At 59.6% G+C, this 22,449-nt stretch carries 18 protein-coding genes; 11 read left to right on the top strand and 7 right to left on the bottom strand.

Features of this window, described 5'->3' with window-relative positions:
• Positions 1-30: 30 nt before the first annotated feature.
• Positions 31-1,035 (top strand): asparaginase, encoded by a 1,005-nt coding sequence (locus NK667_RS27895; protein ID WP_054617072.1) that lies wholly within the window; start codon positions 31-33, stop codon positions 1,033-1,035.
• Positions 1,036-1,090: 55 nt separating this feature from the next.
• On the opposite strand, the gene NK667_RS27890 is transcribed toward NK667_RS27895, so the two are convergent.
• Complete coding sequence (locus NK667_RS27890; RefSeq protein ID WP_054617073.1) at positions 1,091-1,636, bottom strand: hypothetical protein; 546 nt, start codon at positions 1,634-1,636, stop codon at positions 1,091-1,093.
• A 147-nt stretch (positions 1,637-1,783) separates the two neighbouring features.
• On the opposite strand from NK667_RS27890, the gene NK667_RS27885 reads away from it, so the two are divergent.
• The 3 genes from NK667_RS27885 (at position 1,784) to NK667_RS27875 (ending at position 5,205) form a co-directional block, all read left to right on the top strand.
• Entirely contained in the window at positions 1,784-2,779 is a 996-nt protein-coding gene (locus NK667_RS27885) for an AraC family transcriptional regulator (RefSeq protein ID WP_054617074.1), read from the top strand.
• A 281-nt stretch (positions 2,780-3,060) separates the two neighbouring features.
• Positions 3,061-4,092 (top strand): histone deacetylase family protein, encoded by a 1,032-nt coding sequence (locus tag NK667_RS27880; protein WP_054617075.1) that lies wholly within the window; start codon positions 3,061-3,063, stop codon positions 4,090-4,092.
• Between the two features lie 12 nt (positions 4,093-4,104).
• Entirely contained in the window at positions 4,105-5,205 is a 1,101-nt protein-coding gene (locus NK667_RS27875; protein WP_054617076.1) for a polyamine ABC transporter substrate-binding protein, read from the top strand.
• 133 nt (positions 5,206-5,338) lie between these two features.
• On the opposite strand, the gene pdxR is transcribed toward NK667_RS27875, so the two are convergent.
• Complete coding sequence (pdxR, locus tag NK667_RS27870; RefSeq protein WP_054617077.1) at positions 5,339-6,895, bottom strand: MocR-like pyridoxine biosynthesis transcription factor PdxR; 1,557 nt, start codon at positions 6,893-6,895, stop codon at positions 5,339-5,341.
• A 90-nt stretch (positions 6,896-6,985) separates the two neighbouring features.
• Here pdxR and NK667_RS27865 point away from each other — a divergent pair, with 90 nt between their 5' ends.
• Genes NK667_RS27865 through NK667_RS27855 form a run of 3 tightly spaced genes read left to right on the top strand, consistent with a single transcriptional unit; the run spans position 6,986 to position 8,755 of the window.
• Positions 6,986-7,609: an FMN-binding negative transcriptional regulator gene (locus NK667_RS27865; protein WP_054617078.1), complete on the top strand. Its 624-nt coding sequence runs from the start codon at positions 6,986-6,988 to the stop codon at positions 7,607-7,609.
• A gap of 9 nt (positions 7,610-7,618) precedes the next feature.
• Positions 7,619-8,065, top strand: a complete 447-nt coding sequence (locus NK667_RS27860) for a GNAT family N-acetyltransferase (protein WP_054617079.1) — start codon at positions 7,619-7,621, stop codon at positions 8,063-8,065.
• A gap of 18 nt (positions 8,066-8,083) precedes the next feature.
• Complete coding sequence (locus NK667_RS27855) at positions 8,084-8,755, top strand: GNAT family N-acetyltransferase (protein WP_054617080.1); 672 nt, start codon at positions 8,084-8,086, stop codon at positions 8,753-8,755.
• A 120-nt stretch (positions 8,756-8,875) separates the two neighbouring features.
• On the opposite strand, the gene NK667_RS27850 is transcribed toward NK667_RS27855, so the two are convergent.
• Complete coding sequence (locus NK667_RS27850; RefSeq protein WP_054617081.1) at positions 8,876-9,775, bottom strand: homocysteine S-methyltransferase family protein; 900 nt, start codon at positions 9,773-9,775, stop codon at positions 8,876-8,878.
• Between the two features lie 112 nt (positions 9,776-9,887).
• Between NK667_RS27850 and NK667_RS27845 the strand changes: the two genes are divergently transcribed.
• Positions 9,888-10,709: an ABC transporter substrate-binding protein gene (locus NK667_RS27845; RefSeq protein ID WP_054048293.1), complete on the top strand. Its 822-nt coding sequence runs from the start codon at positions 9,888-9,890 to the stop codon at positions 10,707-10,709.
• Entirely contained in the window at positions 10,706-11,542 is an 837-nt protein-coding gene (locus NK667_RS27840) for an amino acid ABC transporter permease (protein ID WP_054048291.1), read from the top strand. Before NK667_RS27845 ends, NK667_RS27840 begins: the two co-directional genes overlap by 4 nt.
• 86 nt (positions 11,543-11,628) lie before the next feature.
• On the opposite strand, the gene NK667_RS27835 is transcribed toward NK667_RS27840, so the two are convergent.
• Both NK667_RS27835 and NK667_RS27830 read right to left on the bottom strand, forming a co-directional pair.
• A complete protein-coding gene (locus tag NK667_RS27835; protein WP_054048289.1) occupies positions 11,629-11,907 on the bottom strand; it encodes a helix-turn-helix domain-containing protein in 279 nt (92 codons plus the stop codon).
• Positions 11,904-13,229 (bottom strand): HipA domain-containing protein, encoded by a 1,326-nt coding sequence (locus NK667_RS27830; RefSeq protein ID WP_054617082.1) that lies wholly within the window; start codon positions 13,227-13,229, stop codon positions 11,904-11,906. Before NK667_RS27830 ends, NK667_RS27835 begins: the two co-directional genes overlap by 4 nt.
• 232 nt (positions 13,230-13,461) lie before the next feature.
• Between NK667_RS27830 and NK667_RS27825 the strand changes: the two genes are divergently transcribed.
• Together NK667_RS27825 and NK667_RS27820 are read left to right on the top strand one after the other, a co-directional pair.
• Entirely contained in the window at positions 13,462-16,419 is a 2,958-nt protein-coding gene (locus tag NK667_RS27825) for an autotransporter outer membrane beta-barrel domain-containing protein (RefSeq protein ID WP_054617083.1), read from the top strand.
• Between the two features lie 198 nt (positions 16,420-16,617).
• Positions 16,618-18,840, top strand: a complete 2,223-nt coding sequence (locus NK667_RS27820) for an autotransporter outer membrane beta-barrel domain-containing protein (RefSeq protein ID WP_054048283.1) — start codon at positions 16,618-16,620, stop codon at positions 18,838-18,840.
• 202 nt (positions 18,841-19,042) lie between these two features.
• Here NK667_RS27820 and oadA read toward each other — a convergent pair whose 3' ends face one another.
• Together oadA and NK667_RS27810 are read right to left on the bottom strand one after the other, a co-directional pair.
• Positions 19,043-20,851, bottom strand: coding sequence for a sodium-extruding oxaloacetate decarboxylase subunit alpha (gene oadA / locus NK667_RS27815; RefSeq protein ID WP_054048281.1), 1,809 nt, complete (start codon positions 20,849-20,851; stop codon positions 19,043-19,045).
• Between the two features lie 11 nt (positions 20,852-20,862).
• The gene (locus NK667_RS27810) at positions 20,863-22,278 is read right to left on the bottom strand and encodes an acetyl-CoA carboxylase biotin carboxylase subunit (RefSeq protein WP_008030739.1); all 1,416 of its coding nucleotides are present in this window, start codon (positions 22,276-22,278) and stop codon (positions 20,863-20,865) included.
• Between the last annotated feature and the right edge of the window lie 171 nt (positions 22,279-22,449).

Genomic DNA, 22,449 nt, shown 5'->3' with positions numbered 1-22,449 from the left:
AGGAATGTCATCGTTCTTCGGAGAGTCTCCATGAATTCCTCGACCTATCCTGCCGCCCAGCACGTCATGGTGCTCTACACCGGCGGCACCATCGGCATGCAAGCCAGTGCCCATGGCCTGGCCCCGGCGTCCGGTTTTGAAGCGCGGATGCGCGACTACCTGCACAGCCAACCTGAACTCGTGGTGCCGCAGTGGCGCTTTCGCGAGATGAGCCCGCTGATCGACAGCGCCAACATGACCCCGACCTATTGGCAGCAACTGCGTGAAGCGGTGGTCGATGCCGTGGATGTCCAGGGCTGCGACAGCGTGCTGATCCTGCACGGCACCGACACCCTGGCGTACAGCGCGGCGGCCATGAGCTTCCAGTTGCTCGGCTTGCATGCCCGCGTCTGCTTCACCGGCTCGATGCTGCCGGCCGGCGTGACCGACAGCGATGCCTGGGAAAACCTCAGCGGCGCGCTGGTCGCCCTCGGCCATGGCCTGGCGCCGGGCGTGCATCTGTACTTCCACGGCGAACTGCTGGACCCGACCCGTTGCGCGAAAGTGCGCAGCTTCGGTCGTCATCCATTCAAGCGACTTGAGCGTCAGGGCGGCGGTGTGAAGGCGACTTCGCTGCCAGCGCCGTTGACCTATAACCAGCCCAAGCAGTTGGCGAATGTTGCGGTACTGCCGCTGTTCCCCGGCATTAGCGCCGAAGTCCTGAACGGCCTGCTAGATAGCGGCATTCAGGGTTTGGTGCTGGAGTGCTACGGCAGCGGCACCGGGCCGAGCGACAATCCTGAGTTTCTCGCCAGCCTTGAGCGCGCGCGGGACAAGGGAGTTGTGGTTGTCGCTGTGACGCAATGCCATGAAGGTGGCGTCGAGCTGGATGTGTACGAGGCTGGCAGTCGCTTGCGCGGTGTTGGCGTGCTTTCGGGTGGCGGCATGACCCGTGAAGCGGCGTTCGGCAAGTTGCATGCGCTGCTGGGCGCAGGCCTGGAAAACGCCGAAGTGCGGCGCCTGGTCGAGCTTGATCTGTGTGGTGAATTGAGCTGATCCATCGTGTGCCGCCGGCTCCTGAGATGTCGCAGGAGCCGGCTGGCCGCGAAGATTACTTCTTGACCTGATAATCCTGGCCCCACACCCGTACCGTGGTGGAGGTCTCGATCGGCCCTTCAAAAACGAATTTCTGCCGTACCGCGGCTTTCGGCGGCACGGTAACGTCATCCGGGTTTTCCAGGCTGGCTGTCAGCCCGTTGGCATACCCGTCCTGATCGATCGCCAGCAAAGCGCCGGCCTGCTTGAGGTTGATCAGGCGCAGCTGGCTGTCGCTGCTGTTCTTGAAGCCCAGCGTGACATTGAAGGTGTCGCCGACGGCCTCGGTCTTCAAGACCTGAACATCGATGCGATCCTTCATTTGCTCGCGCGAGGAAATGATCGAAGCACCGTCAACACCTTGGGCCGACTGGCGCCCGTCAAGCACCCCTTCGCTGACCCCGCCCAACAGGTTTTTGCCGGCCGAAATCGCCGAAGAGACCGCTGCCTTAGCCGAGTCCTTGATACTGCTGTCGTTGGCCGGCTCGCCCTCGGCAAAGCACAGCGAGCTGAGCAACAAGCTGGAGGCCAGGATAATGTGGCGCGAGGGAGTGAATGTCATACCTAATCCTTTATGGTTGTTTGCGACACCACCCGGAGGGTGAATGGCAGGCAGGTTGCACCAATCGGCTATTGTCGGCAAGCCAGCACCAGCAGCAGCGGCATACAACTTGCTGCCTTCAAGCAGACTTCATGAACGGACGCGAGCATGCTCCACTCCCACCTCACCACTCTCAACGCCGTCTCCCTGGTGCTCAACACCTTCAAGGCTGAAGGTCTTTCCAGCGAGGCATTGTTGGCCGGCAGCGGCATCAGCGCGGCGGATCTGAGCCGGGCCGACACGCGCATCACCACCAATCAGGAGATGCAGGTCTGCGCCAATGCGGTCGCGCTCAAGCGCGATATCGGCCTGGAGCTGGGCCGTCGGATGCATGTTTCGTCCTATGGCATGCTCGGTTATGCGCTGCTCACCAGTGCCACCTTCGGTGACGCTTTGCGCCTGGCGATACGTTATCCGGCGCTGCTGGGAACACTTTTCGAACTGAGCCTGGAAGACGATGGCGAACGCATCTGGTTCGTCGCCGCCGATTACCGGGAGAACCCGGCGCTGGCGGTGTTCAATGCGGAATTCTGCCTGGTCTCGCTGAAAGTCATCTGCGACGACCTGCTCGGCCACCCGTTGCCGCTGCTGGCCGCACGGTTCGAACATGCGGCACCGGACTATCAGGCAACCTACGCCGAACATTTCGCTTGCCCGCTGAGCTTCGAGTCGCGGGACAACGCGTTTGCCTTCGACCGACAGTGGCTCGACCAACCGTTGCCACTGGCGGATGTGATCACCCATCAGGCGATGGTCGAACGCTGCCGCAAGCAGAACACCGAGTTCACCGGCCGCCAGGCCTGGCTCGGGCGGATTCGCCAGTTGCTCAGCGCGCAGTTGCATGCCGCGCCGGGACTTGAGGGGCTGGCCGAGCAGATGAAGTGTTCGCCGCGCACTTTGCGCCGGCACCTCAAGGATTTGGGCTGCAGCTATCAAGAGCTGCTGGATGAACTGCGGTTCGAGCAGGCCAAGCAGATGCTTTGCGAGGATCAACTGCCGATCTATCAAATCGCCGAAGCGCTGGGGTTCAGCGAAACCGCAAGTTTCCGGCATGCCTTCGTACGCTGGAGCGGCGTGGCCCCAAGCCAGTTCCGGCCCCACTGATATCCCAATGTGGGAGCGGCGGTGCGACGATTCGACTTGCTCGCGAAGGCGGTGTGTCAGTTGACATTGATTTGACTGACACACCGCCTTCGCGAGCAAGCCCGCTCCCACGGGGGTTTGTATTCCATGCCCAAGTCCGGGGCACTCTCGCGCCAATAAGGGGCGAATTTCGGTCAAATGTTTTGGCCATATCGATCCCCTTTTGGCCTTTCCTGCCGTTCTCCCAAACGCCTCGCCCCGCAAGACTGTGTTCAACCGAATCAGCCTGCGGAGAATAAGAAATGCTGACGATCTACTCGGACGATCACCACCTGCACCACGGCCGTTGTGAATTGATGGACGGGCAATTGATGCCCTGCTTCGAAATGCCTTCCCGTGCCGACCACGTTCTACAGCGCGTAAAAGACCGCGACCTCGGGCCGGTGGAAGTGCCTCAGGATTTTGGCCTGGGGCCGATCCAGCGCATTCACGACCACGACTATCTCGACTTCTTCAAAGGTGCCTGGGCACGCTGGACCGAGTTCAATACCGACGGCGACTTGCTCCCCTACACCTGGCCAGCGCGGACTCTGCGCCGGATCAAACCCACCAGCCTGCACGGCCAGCTCGGCTATTACAGTTTCGACGGCGGCGCGCCGATCACTGCCGGCACCTGGCAAGCGGCGTACAGCGCGGCGCAAGTGGCGTTGACTGCCCAAGCCGCCATCCAGCGCGGCGCCCGCAGTGCCTTCGCGCTGTGCCGTCCGCCGGGACACCACGCCGCCAGTGACTTGATGGGCGGTTATTGCTACCTCAACAACGCCGCCATCGCCGCCCAGGCGTTCCTCGATCAGGGCCACAAAAAGGTCGCAATCCTCGACGTCGATTACCACCACGGCAACGGCACCCAATCGATTTTCTACGAGCGCAGCGACGTGCTGTTCACTTCGATCCACGGCCACCCGGAAGCTGAATTTCCGTTCTTCCTCGGCTACGAAGATGAGCTGGGTGAAGGCGCCGGTGAAGGCTTCAACTTCAACTACCCTTTGCCCGCCGGCTCGGGCTGGGACACCTGGAGCGCAGCGCTGGATCAGGCGTGTAAAGAGATCGAGAAGTACGGCGCCGACATCGTCGTCGTGTCCCTGGGCGTCGACACCTTCAAGGACGACCCCATCTCGCAATTCAAGCTCGACAGCCCGGATTACCTGGCCATGGGCGAGCGCATCGCGAAGCTCGGCAAGCCGACGCTGTTCGTGATGGAAGGCGGTTACGCGGTAGAAGAAATCGGCATCAACGCCGTGAACGTTCTCGAAGGTTTTGAAAGCGCCCAATGAGGAATTAGAAGAATGAACAGACTCAAGCGTTTTATCGCTCCAGCGCTATGCGCGACGGTACTTAGCGGTGCCGTTCACGCCGAAGACCGAACGTTGCGCGTCTACAACTGGTTCGACTACATCACCCCCAAAGCTCTCGAAGACTTCAAGGCCCAGAACACCCAGACCAAACTGGTCTACGACATTTTCGACACCAACGAAGCGCTGGAAGCCAAGCTGTTGACCGGCAACTCCGGCTACGACGTGGTGGTGCCGTCCAACGTGTTCCTCGCCAAGCAGATCGAAGCCGGCGTGTTCCAACCACTGGACCGCAGCAAGCTGCCGAACTGGAATCACCTCGATCCCAAGCTGATGAAGTTGATCGAAGCCAACGATCCCGGCAACAAATTCGCCGTGCCGTACATGTACGGCACCATCCTGATCGGCTTCAACCCGGACAAGGTCAAGGCTGCGCTGGGTGCCGACGCGCCGGTGGACAGCTGGGACCTGATTTTCAAGGAAGAGAACATCAGCAAGCTCAAGCAGTGCGGCGTCGCGCTGCTCGACTCGCCGTCGGAGATCTTGCCGCTGGCCCTGCAACACCTCGGCCTGGACCCGAACAGCAAAAAGCCTGCGGACTACGACAAGGCTGAAGCGCTGCTGATGAAGATTCGGCCATACGTCACGTACTTCCACTCGTCCAAGTACATGGCCGATATCGCCAACGGTGACATCTGCGTCGCGGTCGGTTATTCCGGCAGCTTCTCCCAAGCGGCCAACCGCGCCAAAGAAGCGAAGAACGGCGTGGTCGTGGATATGCGCCTGCCGAAAGAAGGAGCGCCAATCTGGTTCGACATGCTCGCGATTCCCAAAGGCGCGAAGAACACGGAAGACGCCTACACCTTTATCAACTACCTGCTGCAACCTCAGGTGATTGCGCCGGTCAGCGACTTCGTCGGCTACCCGAACCCGAACAAGGACGCCACGGAACTGGTCGACCCGGCAATCCGCAACAACCCGAACCTGTACCCAACCGAGTCAGCGATGAGCACGCTCTACACCCTGCAACCGCTGCCGCGAGATGCCGAGCGGGCGCGGACCCGGGCGTGGACCAAAATCAAATCCGGAACTTGATGCTCGTCAGCTAACTCACAGAACCTGTGGGAGACACAGGACCTGTGGGAGCGGGCTTGCTCGCGAAGAGGGAGTGTCAGTCGACGTCATCGTTGGCTGACACACCGCTTTCGCGAGCAAGCCCGCTCCCACATTAATTGTTGCGACACCAGGCAGAACGCAACCTTAGCAACGCCGACTCGATCTCAGCCTCCGGCACCGCAGCAAACCCCAGCACCAACCCCGCACGCTGATCCGCTGGCCGGGTCGAGTCCGGCAGCCAATAACCGCTCAACGCATTGATCTCGACACCCACTGCTTCCGCTTGCGCCACCAGTTCAGACTCGCGGGCCACGCTCTCGACCGACACCGTCAAATGCAGCCCCGCCGCCACACTCGGCAGGTTGCCTACGCCGGGAATGTCTTTCGGCCAACCGGCCAGCAGCGTGTTGCGCCGACTCAGTGCCGCACGCCGCATGCGCCGAATATGTCGCTGAAAATGCCCGGCGGCGATGAACTCCGCCATCACGGCCTGAGTGCTGACTTCCGAATGGCGCACATCCACCGCACGCCGACGGGAAAACGCATCCACCAGACCCGGCGGCAACACCAGATAACCCAGGCGCAATGCGGGGAACGCCACTTTGCCAAACGTCCCGACATACAACACCCGACCCTGCCGATCCAGTGCCGCCAACGGTGCCAATGGCGCGCCGCTGTAACGGTATTCGCCGTCATAGTCATCTTCGACGATCCAGCCTTGGGTGCGCTCGGCCCACGCCAATAATTCCAGGCGCCGGGCCAGGCTCATGATTACTCCGGTCGGGTACTGATGAGACGGGGTGACGTAGGCTAGTCGGCAATCCTTCAGCCCTTCCAACTCGGCGCAATTGATGCCCTCGCTGTCCACCGATACGCCGTGCAATTTGCCCCCGGCCACGGCAAAGGCATGACCCGCCGCGCGATACCCCGGATTCTCGATCGCCACGCCATCGCCCGGCTCCACCAGCAGCTGTGCACAAAGGCTAATTGCCTGCTGCGCGCCACTGGTGATCACAATTTGCTCAGCCGTGCACTGCATGCCGCGAGAACTGCGCAAGTACGCGGCAATCATTCCGCGCAATCTTTCATCGCCCGCCGGGTCGCCATAACACAACTGCTGCAAATCCGGTTTGCGCCAGAAAGCCGCGTTCAGCTTGGCCCACACCTCGAACGGAAACAGATCGAAAGCCGGCACACCCACCCGAAAAGCCTTCGGCGGACCACTTGGCGGCAGGGCCAAATGGTTCTTTTCAACCCGCTCCAACGCACCGCTGTGGATAACTTTACTGGATGGAATCACAGGTAAATCCAGCCAATTTGTGGATAAGGCTGTGGGTAACCCTGTTGACAACCCTGTGGATACTTTTGTGGATAGTTTTTTTGCCGGTATCGCGGTTTTCGGCAATTGCGCGACGTAAGTACCGTCGCCCACCCGCCCTTCGATAAAGCCTTCAGCGTAGAGCTGATCGTAGGCGCGGACCACGCTGTTTCGGGAAATCGACAGCGCCGCCGCCAGGTCGCGACTGGCCGGCAATCGCGTGCCACTGGCCAGTCGGCCGTCGAGCACACGCACCCGCAACGCCTGATAGAGCTGACGACTCAACCCCTGGCGCGGATCGAGTTCGATGCCGGCCGGGTTGAAGGACAAGGAAAGCGGCGCATCCTTCATCACAATGGACCTATGAAATTGGTCTTGAATGGCTCTTACAACAGACCAATAGCCTGCCTAGGATGAAGCCATTCGCCAAGGGAAATTTCCATGTACACGCCAAGCAGCTTTGCCATCGACGATTTGCAGGACTTGCATCAGCAGATACTCGCTACCCGCCTCGGCGTGTTGGTCACCCATGGCGAGCAAGGCCTGCAAGCCAGCCACATTCCGTTGCTACTGGATGCCGAACAAGGCCCCAATGGCACCCTTTACGGACACTTGGCCAAGGCCAATCCGCAATGGAAGGAACTGCAAAACGGCGCCGAGGCGCTGGTGATTTTTGCCGGTGCCGACGCGTACGTGAGCCCTGGCTTTTACCCGGCCAAAGCCGAGCACGGCAAAGTCGTGCCTACCTGGAACTACGTCGCCGTTCATGCTTATGGCGTGGCTGAAGTGTTCACCGACGCTGATCGCCTGCGCAATCTGGTCAGCGCCCTCACCGATCGCCATGAAGCGGATCGTACTCAGCCATGGAAAGTCGCTGACGCCCCGGCTGACTACATCGACGGCATGCTCAGGGCCATCGTCGGTTTCGCTTTGCCGATCGAGCGCCTGCAAGGCAAACGCAAGTTGAGCCAGAACCGCAGCGCCGCAGACATCGCCGGTGTGCGCGAAGGGCTGGCTGCCAGCCCCGATGCGCAGGACCAGGCCCTCGCCCACTTGATGCTTTAAGGAATGAACATGAGTCAGATCGAGATCCGCCAGGTCAGCGCCGACGACCACGCCGCTTGGTTGCCGTTGTGGCAAGCCTACCTGCGCTTCTACAACACCGAATTGCCCGAAGCCGTGAGCCAAAGTACCTGGCAGCGCATGCTCGACCCGAATGAGCCAACCCACTCGGCCCTGGCCTGGGCCGATGGCAAAGCGGTGGGCATGGTCAACTTCATCTACCATCGCTCGAACTGGAGCATCGAAAACTCCTGTTACCTGCAAGACTTGCTGGTAGAGCCGCAGACCCGTGGCACTGGCGTCGGTCGGCAGTTGATCGAATTCGTCTACGCCACCGCCAAAGCGGACGGTTGTTGCAAGGTTCACTGGCTGACCCACGAAACCAACGCCACCGCGATCCAGCTCTATGAGCGCATCGCCGAACGCCCCGGTTTCATCCAGTTTCGCAAAGCCCTTTAAGGTTCAAGGAGAACAACAATGTCGACTTCACTCGCGGACTGGAAAGGCGCACCGGCCCCCACCGTTCAACTGATCGAAGGGCGCTTTATTCGCCTGGAAAAACTCGACCCGGCGCGTCACGCCGACGGTTTGTTCAAAGCCCTGCAAGGTCCGGGCGCCGATCCGAAACTCTGGGATTACTTGCCTTACGGCCCGTTCCCGGAACGCAGCGTGTTCAACGATTGGCTGAACAACCATGCGGCCAACAGTGATCCATATTTCTTCGCGGTGATCGATCGTGCCAGCGGTGATGTGCAGGGCATCCTCAGCCTGATGTCGATCGTCCCGGCCCAGGGTCGTATCGAAATTGGCCACGTGACTTTCGGCGCACCGATGCAGCGTTCGCCGAAAAGCACCGAAGCGGTTTATCTGCTGGCCAAAGAGTCGTTTGCCATGGGCTACCGGCGTCTGGAGTGGAAGTGCAACAACGGTAATGCCCGCTCCAAATATGCGGCCGAGCGTTTGGGTTTCAGTTTCGAAGGGGTGTTCCGCCAGCACATGGTCGTGAAGGGGCAGAACCGCGATACGGCGTGGTATTCGATTCTGGATTCCGAATGGCCGGCGATTGGGGCGGGGTTTGAGCAGTGGCTTTCTGATGAAAACCAGACGGATTCGGGGCAGGTGAAAACCCTGGTTGAGTGCCGCGGGTAAATTAGCGGCGCCTGGATGGACGCCTTCGCGAGCAAGCCCGCTCCCACATTGGATTGGGTTAATCACAGATATTGTGGCTAACCCGAAACCCTGTGGGAGCGGGCTTGCTCGCGAATGGCTTCACGCCAATTTCTGGGCTAAAACCGCAATATGCTCCGGCCCGATCCCGCAGCACCCGCCCAAATGGCTGGCCCCACGCTGCTGCCAATCCGCCGCCCAGTGCAGGTAACCCGGCGGGTCCAGATCTTCGCGCAACGGGTCCAGCCCGTCGTTGGCCGTGGCCTCTTTCGGTTGCGGCGGGAAGGCATTCGCGTACGCGCCGATGTGAATGTTCACACCCAGGCGCTCGAACGTTTCCCGCGCCGCATCGATGGCCGCGCCGATCACTTCCGGCTGGCTGCAGTTGAACAGCAAGGTCTCGACGCCCAACTCTGCCGCCACTGCCGCCGCTTCAGCCACCGGCTCGCCAGAACGCAAACGCGGCACGTCGTCTGTGTCTTCATCCTTCAAGGTAAACGACAGCCAGAACGGTTTTCCATCCTTCGGCAGGCCGGCGTGGATCGCCCGTGCCTCGACGATTGAGCTCTGGGTTTCCGCCAGCCACAGGTCAACGTGGGGCGAGAGGCCTTTCACCAGTGGTGTCAGCAATTCTGTCACCCGCGCAGCGTCGAACAGGTCCGGTCGGTAGGAGCCAAACAGCGGCGGCAACGAGCCGGCCACGCGTACCGGTTTGCCAGCCGCGTCCACTGCGCGCCGCGCTAGCTCACCGGCCAGTGCGGCCAGGGCCTGGCCCTCGGCGGCAAAACGCGCCTCGCCAATATGAAACGGCACCACCGCATAACTGTTGCTGGTGATGACGTTCGCACCGCTTTCGATATAAGCCGCGTGCACCGCCTCGACCGCTTGCGGCGCTTCGCTCAAGGCCAGCGCCGACCACTCGGGCTGTCTGAACGGCGCCCCTCTGCGCTGCAGCTCACGGCCCATGCCGCCGTCCAGAATTACTGTGCTTACTGCGCCCATATGCTTTTCACTCATAAGCTTATGAAAATAACTCACTATCAGAGTCGTTCTTATAACTATTTAATACGTAACATCTGGTTAATAACAACCTCTTTTTTATCAGGGATCGCCTGTGAAATTCCAACCGCTACTGGCCCTGGGCCTGACGATTTTGGCTGCCTCCACCCAAGCCTTTGGCGGCGCGACGCTGGATCGCGTCGAGCAAAAGAAAGAACTGGTGGGCGTGCTGATGGAAAGTTATCCACCGTTCTCGTTCCTCAACGACCAGAACCAACTCGACGGTTTCGACGTCGATGTGGCCAAAGCCGTGGCCGAGAAACTCGGCGTCAAACTGCGTCTCGAAACCCCGTCATGGGACGTGATTGCCGCTGGCCGCTGGAGCGGTCGTTACGACATCTGCATCTGCTCCATGACCCCGAGCAAGGCCCGCGCTGAAGTCTTCGACTTCCCGGTTGAGTATTACGCCTCGCCCGCCGTAATCGTGGTCAATGCCAAGGATGACCGCATCCACAACGCCAAGGACCTGAGCGGCAAAAAAGTCGGCCTCACCAGCGCGTCCAGCTACGAAAGTTACCTGAACAAAAACCTGGTGATCGAAGGCGCCGAAGACACGCAATTGCAGTACCCGTTCGAGGACGTGCAGATCGCTCCGTATGACACCGATAACGTGGCGTTCCAGGACCTGGGGCTCGGCGCTGGTGTTCGACTGGACGCGATCCTCACCAACCTGGTGACCGCGCAACCGCGCCTGAACGAGGACAAACGCTTCAAACTCGCTGGCGACCCGCTGTATTCGGAGCCGAACTCGGTGGCCATCGAAAAGGGTGACGCGCAGTGGGACAGCAAAGTACGTGAAGTTTTCGCCCAGCTTAAACAGGACGGCACGTTGACCAAGCTCTCGCAAAAATGGATCGGCGCCGACATCAGCCAATGACTTCTTTCCCGACACCTCCCCAGCCACCGCAACCGGTGGCTGAGTCACGACTGCAACGGATCTTTGGATTCCGCACGCGGCTGTACCTGACCTGGGCGGCGATGTTCGGCTTGTTCGCCAGTTTCTTCCTGAGCTTCGACCTGAAGTTCTCGATCATCCTCGACAAACTGCCCAACCTCGTCGGCCTGCACCTGGCGCCGAATGGCTTTCTGCAAGGCGCGGCGCTGACGTTGTTTCTCTGCGCCTGCTCGATCGTCGCCTCATCGCTGCTGGGCTTCATCACCGCACTGGGACGACTGTCGAAAAGCGCCGTGGCGTTCGGCATTGCGAGTTTCTACGCGTCATTCTTTCGTGGCACGCCGCTGCTGATCCAGATCCTGTTGATCTACCTCGGCCTGCCACAACTGGGCGTTGTACCGGGCGCCATCGCCGCCGGGATCATCGCCCTGTCACTGAACTACGGCGCTTACCTGAGCGAAATCTTCCGCGCCGGCATCCTCGGCGTCCCCCACGGCCAACGCGAAGCCTCCTTGGCGCTGGGCATGCGTGAAACCGTAATCTTCTGGCGCGTCACCCTGCCCCAAGCCATGCGCACCATCATCCCGCCGACCACCAACCAATTCATCTCCATGCTCAAGGACTCGTCACTGATCTCGGTGATGGGGGTTTGGGAAGTGATGTTTCTGGCACAGTCGTATGGACGATCGAGCTATCGCTACATCGAGATGCTGACGACGGCTGCGATTATTTATTGGGTGATGTCGATTGGGCTGGAGCTGATTCAGGCGCGGATGGAGCGGCATTACGGCAAGGCGTATTTGAGTCGTAGCTGAACCTTCTGAGCAAACGCGAAATCTGTGGCGAGGGAGCTTGCTCCCGTTGGGCCGCGAAGCGGCCCCAGTATCAAAAGATCGCAACGTCAGCTGAAATCCCGTCGAATCCGCACCACACCCATCTTCAAGCCAAACGGTTTGAACACAGAGTTGAGCGATTTCAGCGTCTGATTCCCTTCTCCATGCTCGATATGAACCAGTGTCCGCACAGAAATTTTGCACATCTTCGCGAATTGGGTTTGGTGCAGGCCAGTGACCTCTACCCGTAATCGACGGACTGCTTCGCCTATTTCCAGAGTGCCTTGGGCAAGCCCTTCTTGAATGCTTTCGATCAACAGAGCGCGAGCATCAATACTGATGGTCATTTCAGCCCCCATGTCTTCAACCGCTGCTCTAGATTCCTCAACGCAACCCCTGGGTGATTCATAGTCGCCTCAGGAAGACCGCTGGCAGTGAGAATGTCCGGCAAAGCCAATAAACGATTAGCATCCGTCCGCAGACCTTCAAATAGCGCTTCAGGATCTTCGATATCCGCCAATGCATCGCACACTTCGCGCCATTTAACCTCGCCCGCCACCTCCAAATCTTTGGGCCATTTGGTGGTGCGCGTGACACCCTCGTCATCCATCACCATAGGAGCCAAATCGTAGATCGGAGCAAGGCGAAAAGAGTCCGTGCCGCGAATAATCGAAGTGTTGCGGCCATGGTTATCGGAGTTGCCCAAAATTTTATTGAGCAAATCACGACGCAGATAATCAGACACCAGAGCAGGCACCTGATCGACCTGCCCGGCTTGTTTCCATAACCGAGCGAGCAACTGGATCACTTCAAGATGATTCATATAGCTGCCCGGGACTGTCACACCGGCCAACGAATAGATGGATTCAACCGCTAATCTCTCAACACCTTGATCTGTTACCTCTCGATCAAAGCGCTTCATCCAAAGACTGGGTTTGGTTGCTTCCTCCAATGCAAGCCCATCTTCGGCTATCGTCTCGATGCCCAGAACGTGCAATGCCTTGTAGTAGTGAAATTCGCTTTTGAGAATGATCTGATCAGTCTGGGCGGCTCTGTTACGAGCAAATTTCACAAACCAATGCTGCACCACTTGATCGTCACTTAGTACAGCATCCGGATAAAGAAGCCCGTCCCGCCCTTGCGACATTAAAAGCTTGGGAGCTTCACCACCTGCCCCCGTGGCACCACCAATCGCTGCGCCCTGCTCATAGGCGTACTCCAAAAAGGTATTGTCGCGCGCGACTACTTCTTCTCGGCGAAAACCTACGGCGGGCCTGTCGTCTGCAGCTTCAGCCGACTCCTTGATACGCATGTGGCCGATAGGTGCAGGCGTGCTCCGCCCCAGCAAAAATAGATCAGCGCTGATGCCTTCAGGTTTATCTTGGCCAACACGCGCCATAAGAAAGCGTTTTGCGGCACCGGCTGGAGCGATGTCGAGCAAAAAAGCCGGCGCTTTTTTCAGCGACGTGTTATCCCAATCCAACGGCAGCCTGGCGCTGACAGCTTTGGAAAATTGCGAATCGATGTACTCAAGGTTGGTAGCCACATAGTCTTTTTTGTAACCAAATCGACAGGGCCCTTCGAAACCTTTTTCCGGCTCGGTAAAAACCAGAGTCATTGCATCCAGCCAATTACCAGAGGTGTAGACCTGCAGCGTCAATGTGTACATATCTCACCTGCAATTTGATGCGTACCATCGCAAAAAAACAATGTAGCTCATGCAATATAGTGCAGTTTTAAGCAAATCATCGATCTAATTTACGCATTAAAATGCATTTATTAAGTAATCTGATTGAAATTTGCGCATTAAATTGCAGAATTTGCTCCTCGCCCAGACATCATTCTGTAAAAACCCTCCGCTATACAAGACGGCCCGCTTATAACAAAAAGGCTGTCCACCCATGCCCTTCTCGCCCCAGCGTCTCGCCCTGACCATTGCGCTGCTGATCAGCGCCACCGCCGCCCACGCCAAAAACGTGCAGATCGATACCGCCACCACCGCCGCGCAAACCCTCGGTGGTAGCGACACGTTGACGATCTCGGCGCCGGGCAGCATCACCAACAGCGGCAAGACCGTGAGCCTGAAGGACAGCACCAGCGGCGCCGGTGTAGTGATCGATAACTCCGGCAAGATCGTTTCCACCGGTGGCCGGGCGATCGACAGCAGCGGCGATCTGACCAAGGCGCGCAACTACAGCATCTATAACCGCAGCGGCGGACAGATTCTCGGGTTCAACGACGCGTTGCGCATCGACAGTAACTTCGCCAGCGGCAGTTTGTTGATCGATAACAGCGGCATCATTCGCTCCACCACCGGCCAGGGGCTGGACCTGGATGCCTTGCGCAGCGACGGCGTCAAAACCACGATCATCAACCGCGCGGGCGGGCTGATTCGTGGGGATGCGAGCGACGGCATGAAGACCGGCGCGAATGCGACGATCACCAACCACGGCGAGATTTCGACGGGCGATTCTCACAGCGTCGACGAGAAATTCGATGGCATCGACATTGACACCGCGACCGACGTGACGGTGACCAACTACGGCACCATCTCGGGCGGCCGTCACGGCATCACCACCGACCTCGGCGCCACGCTGGTCAACTACGGGCAGATCACCGGCCGCAACGGTTCAGGCTTCGGCTCCGATGGTGACGGCACCGTCATCAATCACGGCACGATCACCGGCGCCTACTCGGGTCTGCAACCCAATGGCGACGGCGATGGCGTGGACATCGACAACATCGCCCACATCGAAAACTACGGCACCATCCAGGGCGTCGGTGCGGGCGGTGTGGACAAGGGTGGTTTCGCCAACGGCAGCGAAGGCATCGCGTTGGGCGGCGGCACAATCTTGAACGCCAAAGGTGCGCTGATCAGCGGCGCCAACAGTGCAATCCTGGTCGACGACGGCAGCGGCGGTTCGGGCGTGGCGGCGACTGCGCTGCAAAACTTCGGCACCATTCAGGGCCTTGATGGGTTCGGCGTGAAATTCGTCGGAGACTTCGCCGACAGCGTGATCAACGGCGGCACCATCAGCGGCAGCAATGGCTTGGCGCTCGACCTCGGTGGCGGCAACGACAACCTGACCTTGCGCAACGGCAGCCGCTTCGTCGGCGTAGTCGATGGCGGCAGCGGTTATGACCGGGTGGTGATGGACGATGTGGCGGGCGGCAGTTTCGGCGCCAGCCGCAATTTCGAATGGCTGGAGGTCAAGCAAGGCGCCTGGACGCTGACCGGCAGCGGTGATTTCAGTGACGGCGGCGCGGTGCGCAATGGTGCGACGCTGCTCAACCAGGGCGGCATTGCCGGCTCGCTGACCGTCGATCAGGGCGGCGTGTATGCCGGCGGTGGTTCGGTGGGCAATCTGTTGGTCAACGGTACGCTGCAAACCAACACGCAACTGGGCACCGCGACTGTAGTGCACGATTTGACCTTCGGCAGCGGCGGCACCCTGGCCTATGGCGTGAATGCCGATGGCAGCAGCGCGCAAGTGATGGTCGGCGGCACCGCCAACCTGAATGGCGCGACCCTGGCGGTGAACCCTGGCAGCGGCACTTATCCGTGGCAAAGCCATTACACCGTGCTGCAAGCCGCGAGCGTCAACGGCACGTTCGGCAAGGTCACCAGCGATTACGCATTCCTCACGCCGACCCTCGCATACACCCCGACCCAGGTCGATCTGACTTACACCCGCAACGACATCGCCTTCAATGAATTCGCCGCCACCGGCAACGGCAGCAACGCCGCCAACAGCCTGGCCTTGATCGGCAAAAACAACGCGCTCTACAACGCGTTGCTCAACACCACCAATACCACGGCCGGTGCAGCCATCGAACAACTGGCCGGCGCGAGCAACGCCAACCTGACCAGCGCCACCCTCAGCGCCAGCAGCCAGATCGGTGGCAGCATGCTCTCGGCCATGCAGCACATGGGTGGCGGTTCAGGCTTGCTGGTAGGCCTCGATCAACGGGATACGCCGGTCCTCGCGTCCACCGGCGTACCGGCGGAAGCACGCAACCTCAACGATCCGAACGCCCAAGGTCGTCTGTGGCTGCAGGCCATCGGCGGCTACGGCAAACTCGACGGAGAACACGGCAACAGCGGTCTGGAACAACGCACCAAGGGCAGCGTGCTGGGTGCCGACTGGGCGCTTAATCCGCAATGGCGCCTGGGGGTGCTCGGTGGTTATTCGAAAACCGATCTGGATGCCACTGGCGTCGATGGCAATGTCGAGAGCTGGCACGCCGGGGTCTACGCCCTGCGCCAAAGCGGCCCGTTCGCGCTGCGTCTCGGCGCGGCCTACAGCGGCCATCAGGGTGAAAGCAAACGCACCGTCGCGTTCAACGGTTTCAGTGATCGGCCAAAAGGCGATTACGACGCCGACAGCCAGCAAGCCTTCGCTGAACTGGGTTACGCGATGGGCAGCGGTCGCCTCAGCGCCGAACCCTTCGCCAACCTCGGCTACCAGCGTTATCACCGCGACAGCTACCAGGAAAAGGGTGGCGCCGCTGCGTTGCAGGTCGAGGAACAAACCCAGGATAACTTCAGCAGCACCTTCGGCGTTCGCCTGGCGCACCTCAGCACCCTGGACAACGGCATGAGCCTGACCCCGCGCATGAGCGCTGGCTGGAAGCACACGTATGGCGATGTCAGCAGCTCGACTCGCCAGGCCTTTGTGGTCGGCGGCACGGCGTTCAGTGTCGATGGCAGTTCGCTGGATCGCGACAGCATGGTGCTTGAGGCCGGGCTGGACCTGGGGATTTCGGCGCGGCATTCCATGGGGGTTGCCTACAGCGGTGAGATTGGCAGCAATAGCCGTAATCACGGGTTGATCGGGCAGTGGCAGATGAGTTTCTGACATTTCGCCAACGGAAGCGTCCGGGATTGTTGTAGGGAAAAACTGTTGATGATCGGTGAAATCGGATGTGTTTCTGGCCCACAGTAGATTCGGCTACAAAGAATGCATCTACGCCTTTCAAAACACGCGGAAATGCCCGGCATCCTGAAATTGCTTCGGCTTTTAGAGTTGGCCTCCCTGCAAAAGAGGCCAAGCCCGATGTCCGATCAACACACGTTCCGACCCAAACACCTCACGCTGGCGATTGCGCTGGCGCTGGGTTGCGCTGAATTTACCAACGCTCAAGATCTGTCTACTCATACCGAATCACCTGCCCGCGCCGAGGTGCTCACGAATGCTGAGCTAAAAAGCACTCCGCTTGAGATTCTTCAGCAGTTCACCGCGGCTGGCAGCACCGTTCCCCTGGAGATCAACACACCCGACATGGTGATAAAGGGTACCGACGCTGACGACCTGTTCATTTTAAAGAATGGTGGCAGCTTCAAAGGCCTGGCTGACGGCGGTGAAGGCGACAACGTCATTCACCTTGATGCCAGCGCTGGTGGCGTATTGGGAGACACACAAAACTTCGAAGGCCTATTCAATTCCCAGGGTGCGTGGACATTAACCAGTAAGGGCGATTTCAAAGAAGGCGTGGTAGTGCTGAACGATGGCATCCTGACCAACAATGGGAAGATTCTGGGTCGCGCCATAGCCGTCGGCCAGCTTTTCAACAAAGGCGAGATAGTGGGGGCCGTGGATGTCGCAGATGGCGGTACGTTCGCGGGTTCCGGGACCGTCGGCAGCCTGAAGGTTCACGGCCTGCTCAGCGTCAATAAAATGCACGGTGCTCCAAGAATCAAAGGTGACTTGAACCTTACAGAGACTGGCGTCCTGGCTTACGAGGTCAATCCCGATGGCCGTGGCGAAACGATAAAGGTCGCCGGCACTGCCAGCCTCGGTGGCTCCACGCTGAAAATCGTTGCGGTGCCGGGCGAGTATCCGCAAAGCAGTCGCTACACCCTCATCGAAGCCAACGAAGTCGAAGGCAAATTCGGCAAAGTACTAAATGACTTGGCGTTCATGACACCGGCCGTCAGGTACAACAAAAAGAGCGTCGGACTGACCTACGCCCGTAACGAAGTACCCATCGAAAGTCTGGCCACTTCCGACAACGGACGGGAGTTCGCCAAAAACATCGACGAGCCACAAACCGCACCGCAAGCTCAGGAAGCTTCTGAAAGCACGAACACCGCCGTTGCCCAAGTGGCGCCAACCTCTAGCGCCGATGCGTCAGCGGCGCAACCATCCACCGTTGCTGAAATCTCCGGCGCAGCTCCCAAGCCGTCGACCACCACAAACGCTTCCGCCTCCGCTCAAAAACCACCCACCACGACAAACGCCGCCGTCGACGCCCTGCTCGCCTCCAACAAGCAAACCGCCTCGCTGGCCCTCGAGCAACTCGCCGGATCCAGTAATGCCAACCTGGCCAAAGCAACCTTGAGCAGTGTCGATCCGGTTAGTGGCAGCTTGCTCTCGGCCATGCGCCAACTGGACAACACTCACGGCAGCGGCAACCTGCGCGATCGAAAAAATGCGCCACGTGTTGCGGCCGGTAGCGAGGACAATGGCAGAGTCTGGCTGCAAGCTCTTGGCCACGGCGGGAAACTGGATCGCGACGTGGACCCCCTGCAACATTCGACCAAGGGTCTGCTGCTGGGCGCCGACTGGAGCATCGATGAGGAATGGCGCCTGGGGGTCATGGGGGGCAAATCCCAGACTCAGATGGATAGCCGCGAATTCGACGGCAATCTCGACAGCTGGCACTTGGGCGCTTATGCATTGCGTCAGAACGGTCCGATGTCACTTCGTCTCGGCGCGACTTACAGCAGCCACGACGGCAACACAGCACGCCGGGTAGCGTTCACCGGTTTCAGTGATCGTCCTAAAGGAAACTACGACGCCAGCACCCAACAAGTCTTCGCCGAAGTGGGCTACAACCTGGGCCGCGCCAACGTCAGCATCGAACCGTTCGCCAGCCTCGGCTACCAACGCTATCAGCGCGACGGCTACACCGAAAAAGGTGGAGCTGCGGCGCTAAAGGTCCACGACCAGGCCCAGAGCAACATGAACAGCACGGTGGGCTTGCGTCTGGCGAAGGTCGACACCCTGGATAACGGGATGCGACTGACCCCGCGATTCAGTGCTGGCTGGAAGCACACTTATGGCGACGTCTACACCCAGACCCGCCAACGACTGGTCACGGGTGGCAGCAACTACAACGTTTACGGCGTGGAACTGGATCGCAACAGCCTGCTGGTAGATGCCGGCCTGGACCTTGGGGTTTCGGCCAACCATACCGTGGGCGTTGGCCTCAACGGCGAGATCGGCAGTGACAGCCGCAATCACGGCGTAATGGGCCAGTGGCGGATGGCGTTCTAACCAAAGAACACCGCAAATACCTGTAGGAGCGAGGCTTGCCCGCGAAGAGGCCGTGTCAGTTAACAAGGATGTCGACTGACACACAGCCTTCGCGGGCAAGCCTCGCTCCTACAAAGGTATGTGGTGACCCCAAAACGACGGGCAAAAAAAAGGGGAGCACATGCCCCCCCGAGGTTTAAAGCGGTGTATCGAGGCTGTTAAATCAGCCTTCGATCTCGATCAGGATTTCGCCAGGATTCACCCGGTCGCCCTTGGCTACGTGAATGGCGGTGACTTTGCCGGCGATGGCAGCCTGGACTTCGGTTTCCATCTTCATCGCCTCGGTGATCAGCACGGCTTGGCCGGCTTTCACGGTGTCGCCTTCCTTGACCAGCACATCAACGATGTTGCCCGGCATGGTGGTGCTGACGTGGCCCGGCGCCGTGGCTTGTTTGCGTTTGCTGCTGCCGCCGCTGACGAATTCGTTGAGCGGTTCGAACACCACTTCTTCCGGCATGCCGTCGATGGACAGGTAGAAGTGACGCTTGCCTTCAGCTTTCACACCGACACCGGTGATGTCGACGCGGTAGGTTTCGCCGTGGACGTCGATGACGAACTCGGTCGGCACGCCTTCGCCACTGGCCGAGGTCACGCCACCGGCTTCAGGAATCGGCAACAGCACTTCAGGGGTCAGGGTGCCAGCGTTGCGTTCTTCGAGGAACTTGCGGCCGATGTCCGGGAACATGGCGTAGGTCAGCACGTCTTCTTCGGACTTGGCTACGGCGCCGATTTCGGCACGCAGCTTGGTCATTTCCGGCTTGAGCAAGTCGGCCGGGCGAACGTCGATCACGTCTTCGCTGCCGATGGCCTGACGACGCAGTTTTTCGTTCACGGTGCCCGGCGCCTTGCCGTAGCCACCCTGCAGATAGAGCTTCACTTCGTTGGTGATGGTCTTGTAGCGCTCGCCGGCCAGCACGTTGAAGAACGCCTGGGTACCGACGATTTGCGAGGTTGGAGTCACCAGCGGCGGGAAGCCGAGGTCTTCACGCACCCGCGGGATTTCGGCCAGCACTTCCGCCATGCGGTTCAGGGCGCCCTGCTCTTTCAACTGGTTGGCCAGGTTGGAGATCATCCCGCCCGGCACCTGGTTGACTTGCACACGGGTGTCGACGGCGGTGAATTCGCTTTCGAACTGGTGGTACTTCTTGCGCACGGCGTAGAAGTACAAGCCGATCTCTTGCAGCAATTCCAGGTTCAGGCCGGTGTCGAACTCGGTGCCTTTAAGGGCAGCGACCATCGACTCAGTGCCCGGATGGCTGGTGCCCGAGGCGAAGCTGGAGATTGCGGTGTCGATGTGATCGGCGCCGTTTTCGATCGCCTTCAGTTGGCACATCGTTGCCAGACCCGCAGTGTCGTGCGAGTGAATGAACACGGGCAGCGACTGCTCGCTTTTCAACGCCCGAACCAGTTCGCCGGTTGCGTACGGGGTCAGCAGGCCAGCCATGTCCTTGATCGCCACCGAGTCGCAACCCATGGCTTCCATTTGTTTGGCCTGGGCCACGAACGCGTCGATGGTGTGCACCGGGCTCGTGGTGTAGGCGATGGTGCCCTGGGCATGTTTGCCAGCAGCTTTCACGGCTTCGATGGCCACGCGCAGGTTACGCACGTCGTTCATGGCGTCGAAGATGCGGAACACGTCGATGCCGTTGACCGCAGCTTTAGCGACGAAGGCTTTGACCACGTCGTCGCTGTAATGCCGATAGCCCAGCAGGTTCTGGCCACGCAGCAGCATTTGCAGACGCGTGTTAGGCAGCGCTGCACGCAGTTGGCGCAGACGCTCCCACGGGTCTTCTTTCAGGAAACGTACGCAGGCGTCAAAGGTCGCGCCGCCCCAGCATTCCAGCGACCAGTAGCCGACTTTGTCGAGCTTGTCGCAGATCGGCAGCATGTCTTCGGTGCGCATGCGGGTGGCGAGCAGCGATTGGTGGGCGTCGCGCAGGATTGTGTCGGTTACGTGGATTTTCTTGGACATTGTTTTATTCCTCACAGGCCTGCGTGGGCGGCGATGGCGGCGGCGATGGCCAGGGCCAGCTCTTCGGGTTTGCGCTTGATCGAGTAGTTGGTCAGTTCAGGGTGGCTTTCAACGAAGCTGGTATTGAACTGGCCGCTACGGAATTCCGGGTTACGCAGGATTTCCTGGTAGTACGCGGCGGTGGTCTTGACCCCTTGCAGACGCATGTCGTCGAGGGCGCGCAAGCCACGGTCCATCGCCTCTTCCCAAGTCAACGCCCACACCACCAGCTTCAGGCACATTGAGTCGTAGAACGGCGGAATGGTGTAGCCGGTGTAGATCGCTGTGTCGGTACGCACGCCAGGGCCACCGGGCGCGTAGTAACGGGTGATCTTGCCGAAGCTCGGCAGGAAGTTGTTTTTCGGGTCTTCGGCGTTGATCCGGAATTGCAGCGCGAAACCGCGGTGCTGGATGTCTTCCTGTTTCACCGAAAGCGGCAGGCCGGACGCGATGCGGATCTGCTCACGCACGATGTCGATGCCGGTGATTTCTTCGGTGATGGTGTGTTCCACCTGCACCCGGGTGTTCATCTCCATGAAGTACACCTCGCCCTCGGCGAGCAGGAACTCCACAGTGCCGGCGTTCTCGTAACCCACGGCCTTGGCTGCGCGCACTGACAGATCGCCGATGTAGGCGCGCTGTTCCGGGGTCAGTTGCGGGCTTGGTGCGATTTCGATCAGCTTCTGGTTGCGGCGCTGGATCGAGCAATCTCGTTCAAACAGGTGAACCACGTTGCCAAAGCTGTCGCCGAGGATCTGCGCTTCGATGTGTTTCGGGTTGACGATGCATTTTTCCAGGAACACTTCCGCCGAACCAAAGGCCTTGGTCGCTTCGGAAATCACCCGTGGGAACGCTTGTTCGAGTTCTTCGCGGCTGTCGCAGCGACGGATACCACGACCACCACCACCGGAAGTTGCCTTGAGCATGACTGGGTAACCGATACGGTCACCTTCAACCAAGGCTTCGGCGATATCCGCGACGTTGCCTTCGGTGCCCGGCGTGACCGGCACGCCAGCCTTGATCATGCTGCGACGTGCTTCAGTCTTGTCGCCCATGCGGCGAATGACTTCAGCCGACGGGCCAATGAACTTGATGCCACGCTCGGCGCAGATGTCGGCCAGCTCAGCGTTTTCCGAGAGGAATCCGTAGCCGGGATGCAACGCATCACAACCGGTTTCCACTGCCAGATTCACCAGTTTGCGCGCATTCAAGTAACCGGCCAGTGGCTCGGCACCAATGCTGTGGGCCTCGTCCGCACGCTTCACATGCAAGGCATGGCGGTCGGCGTCGGAATAGATCGCGACCGAGCGAATGCCCATCTCGGCGCAGGCACGCACGATTCGTACGGCAATCTCACCACGGTTGGCGATCAGGATCTTTGTTATCACTTGGAGGTTCCCTTGAGCCGGTGGTACCCACGACCTGTTAGACCAGGTCGACGCGTGACTAAATGTTTCGATTTAGTCGCAGCCCCACACTAGCCCCCACAAGGGATTAACAAAAATGATTAATAATTGGGTCAGGCATAAGTAAAGACTTATAGTTGGCGTATCAGCCTG

The sequence above is a fragment of the Pseudomonas nunensis genome (genome assembly GCF_024296925.1).
GTDB lineage: Bacteria > Pseudomonadota > Gammaproteobacteria > Pseudomonadales > Pseudomonadaceae > Aquipseudomonas > Aquipseudomonas nunensis.
The sequence above is the reverse complement of the archived record's forward strand: the minus strand, read 5'-3'. Positions and strand labels throughout refer to the sequence as shown.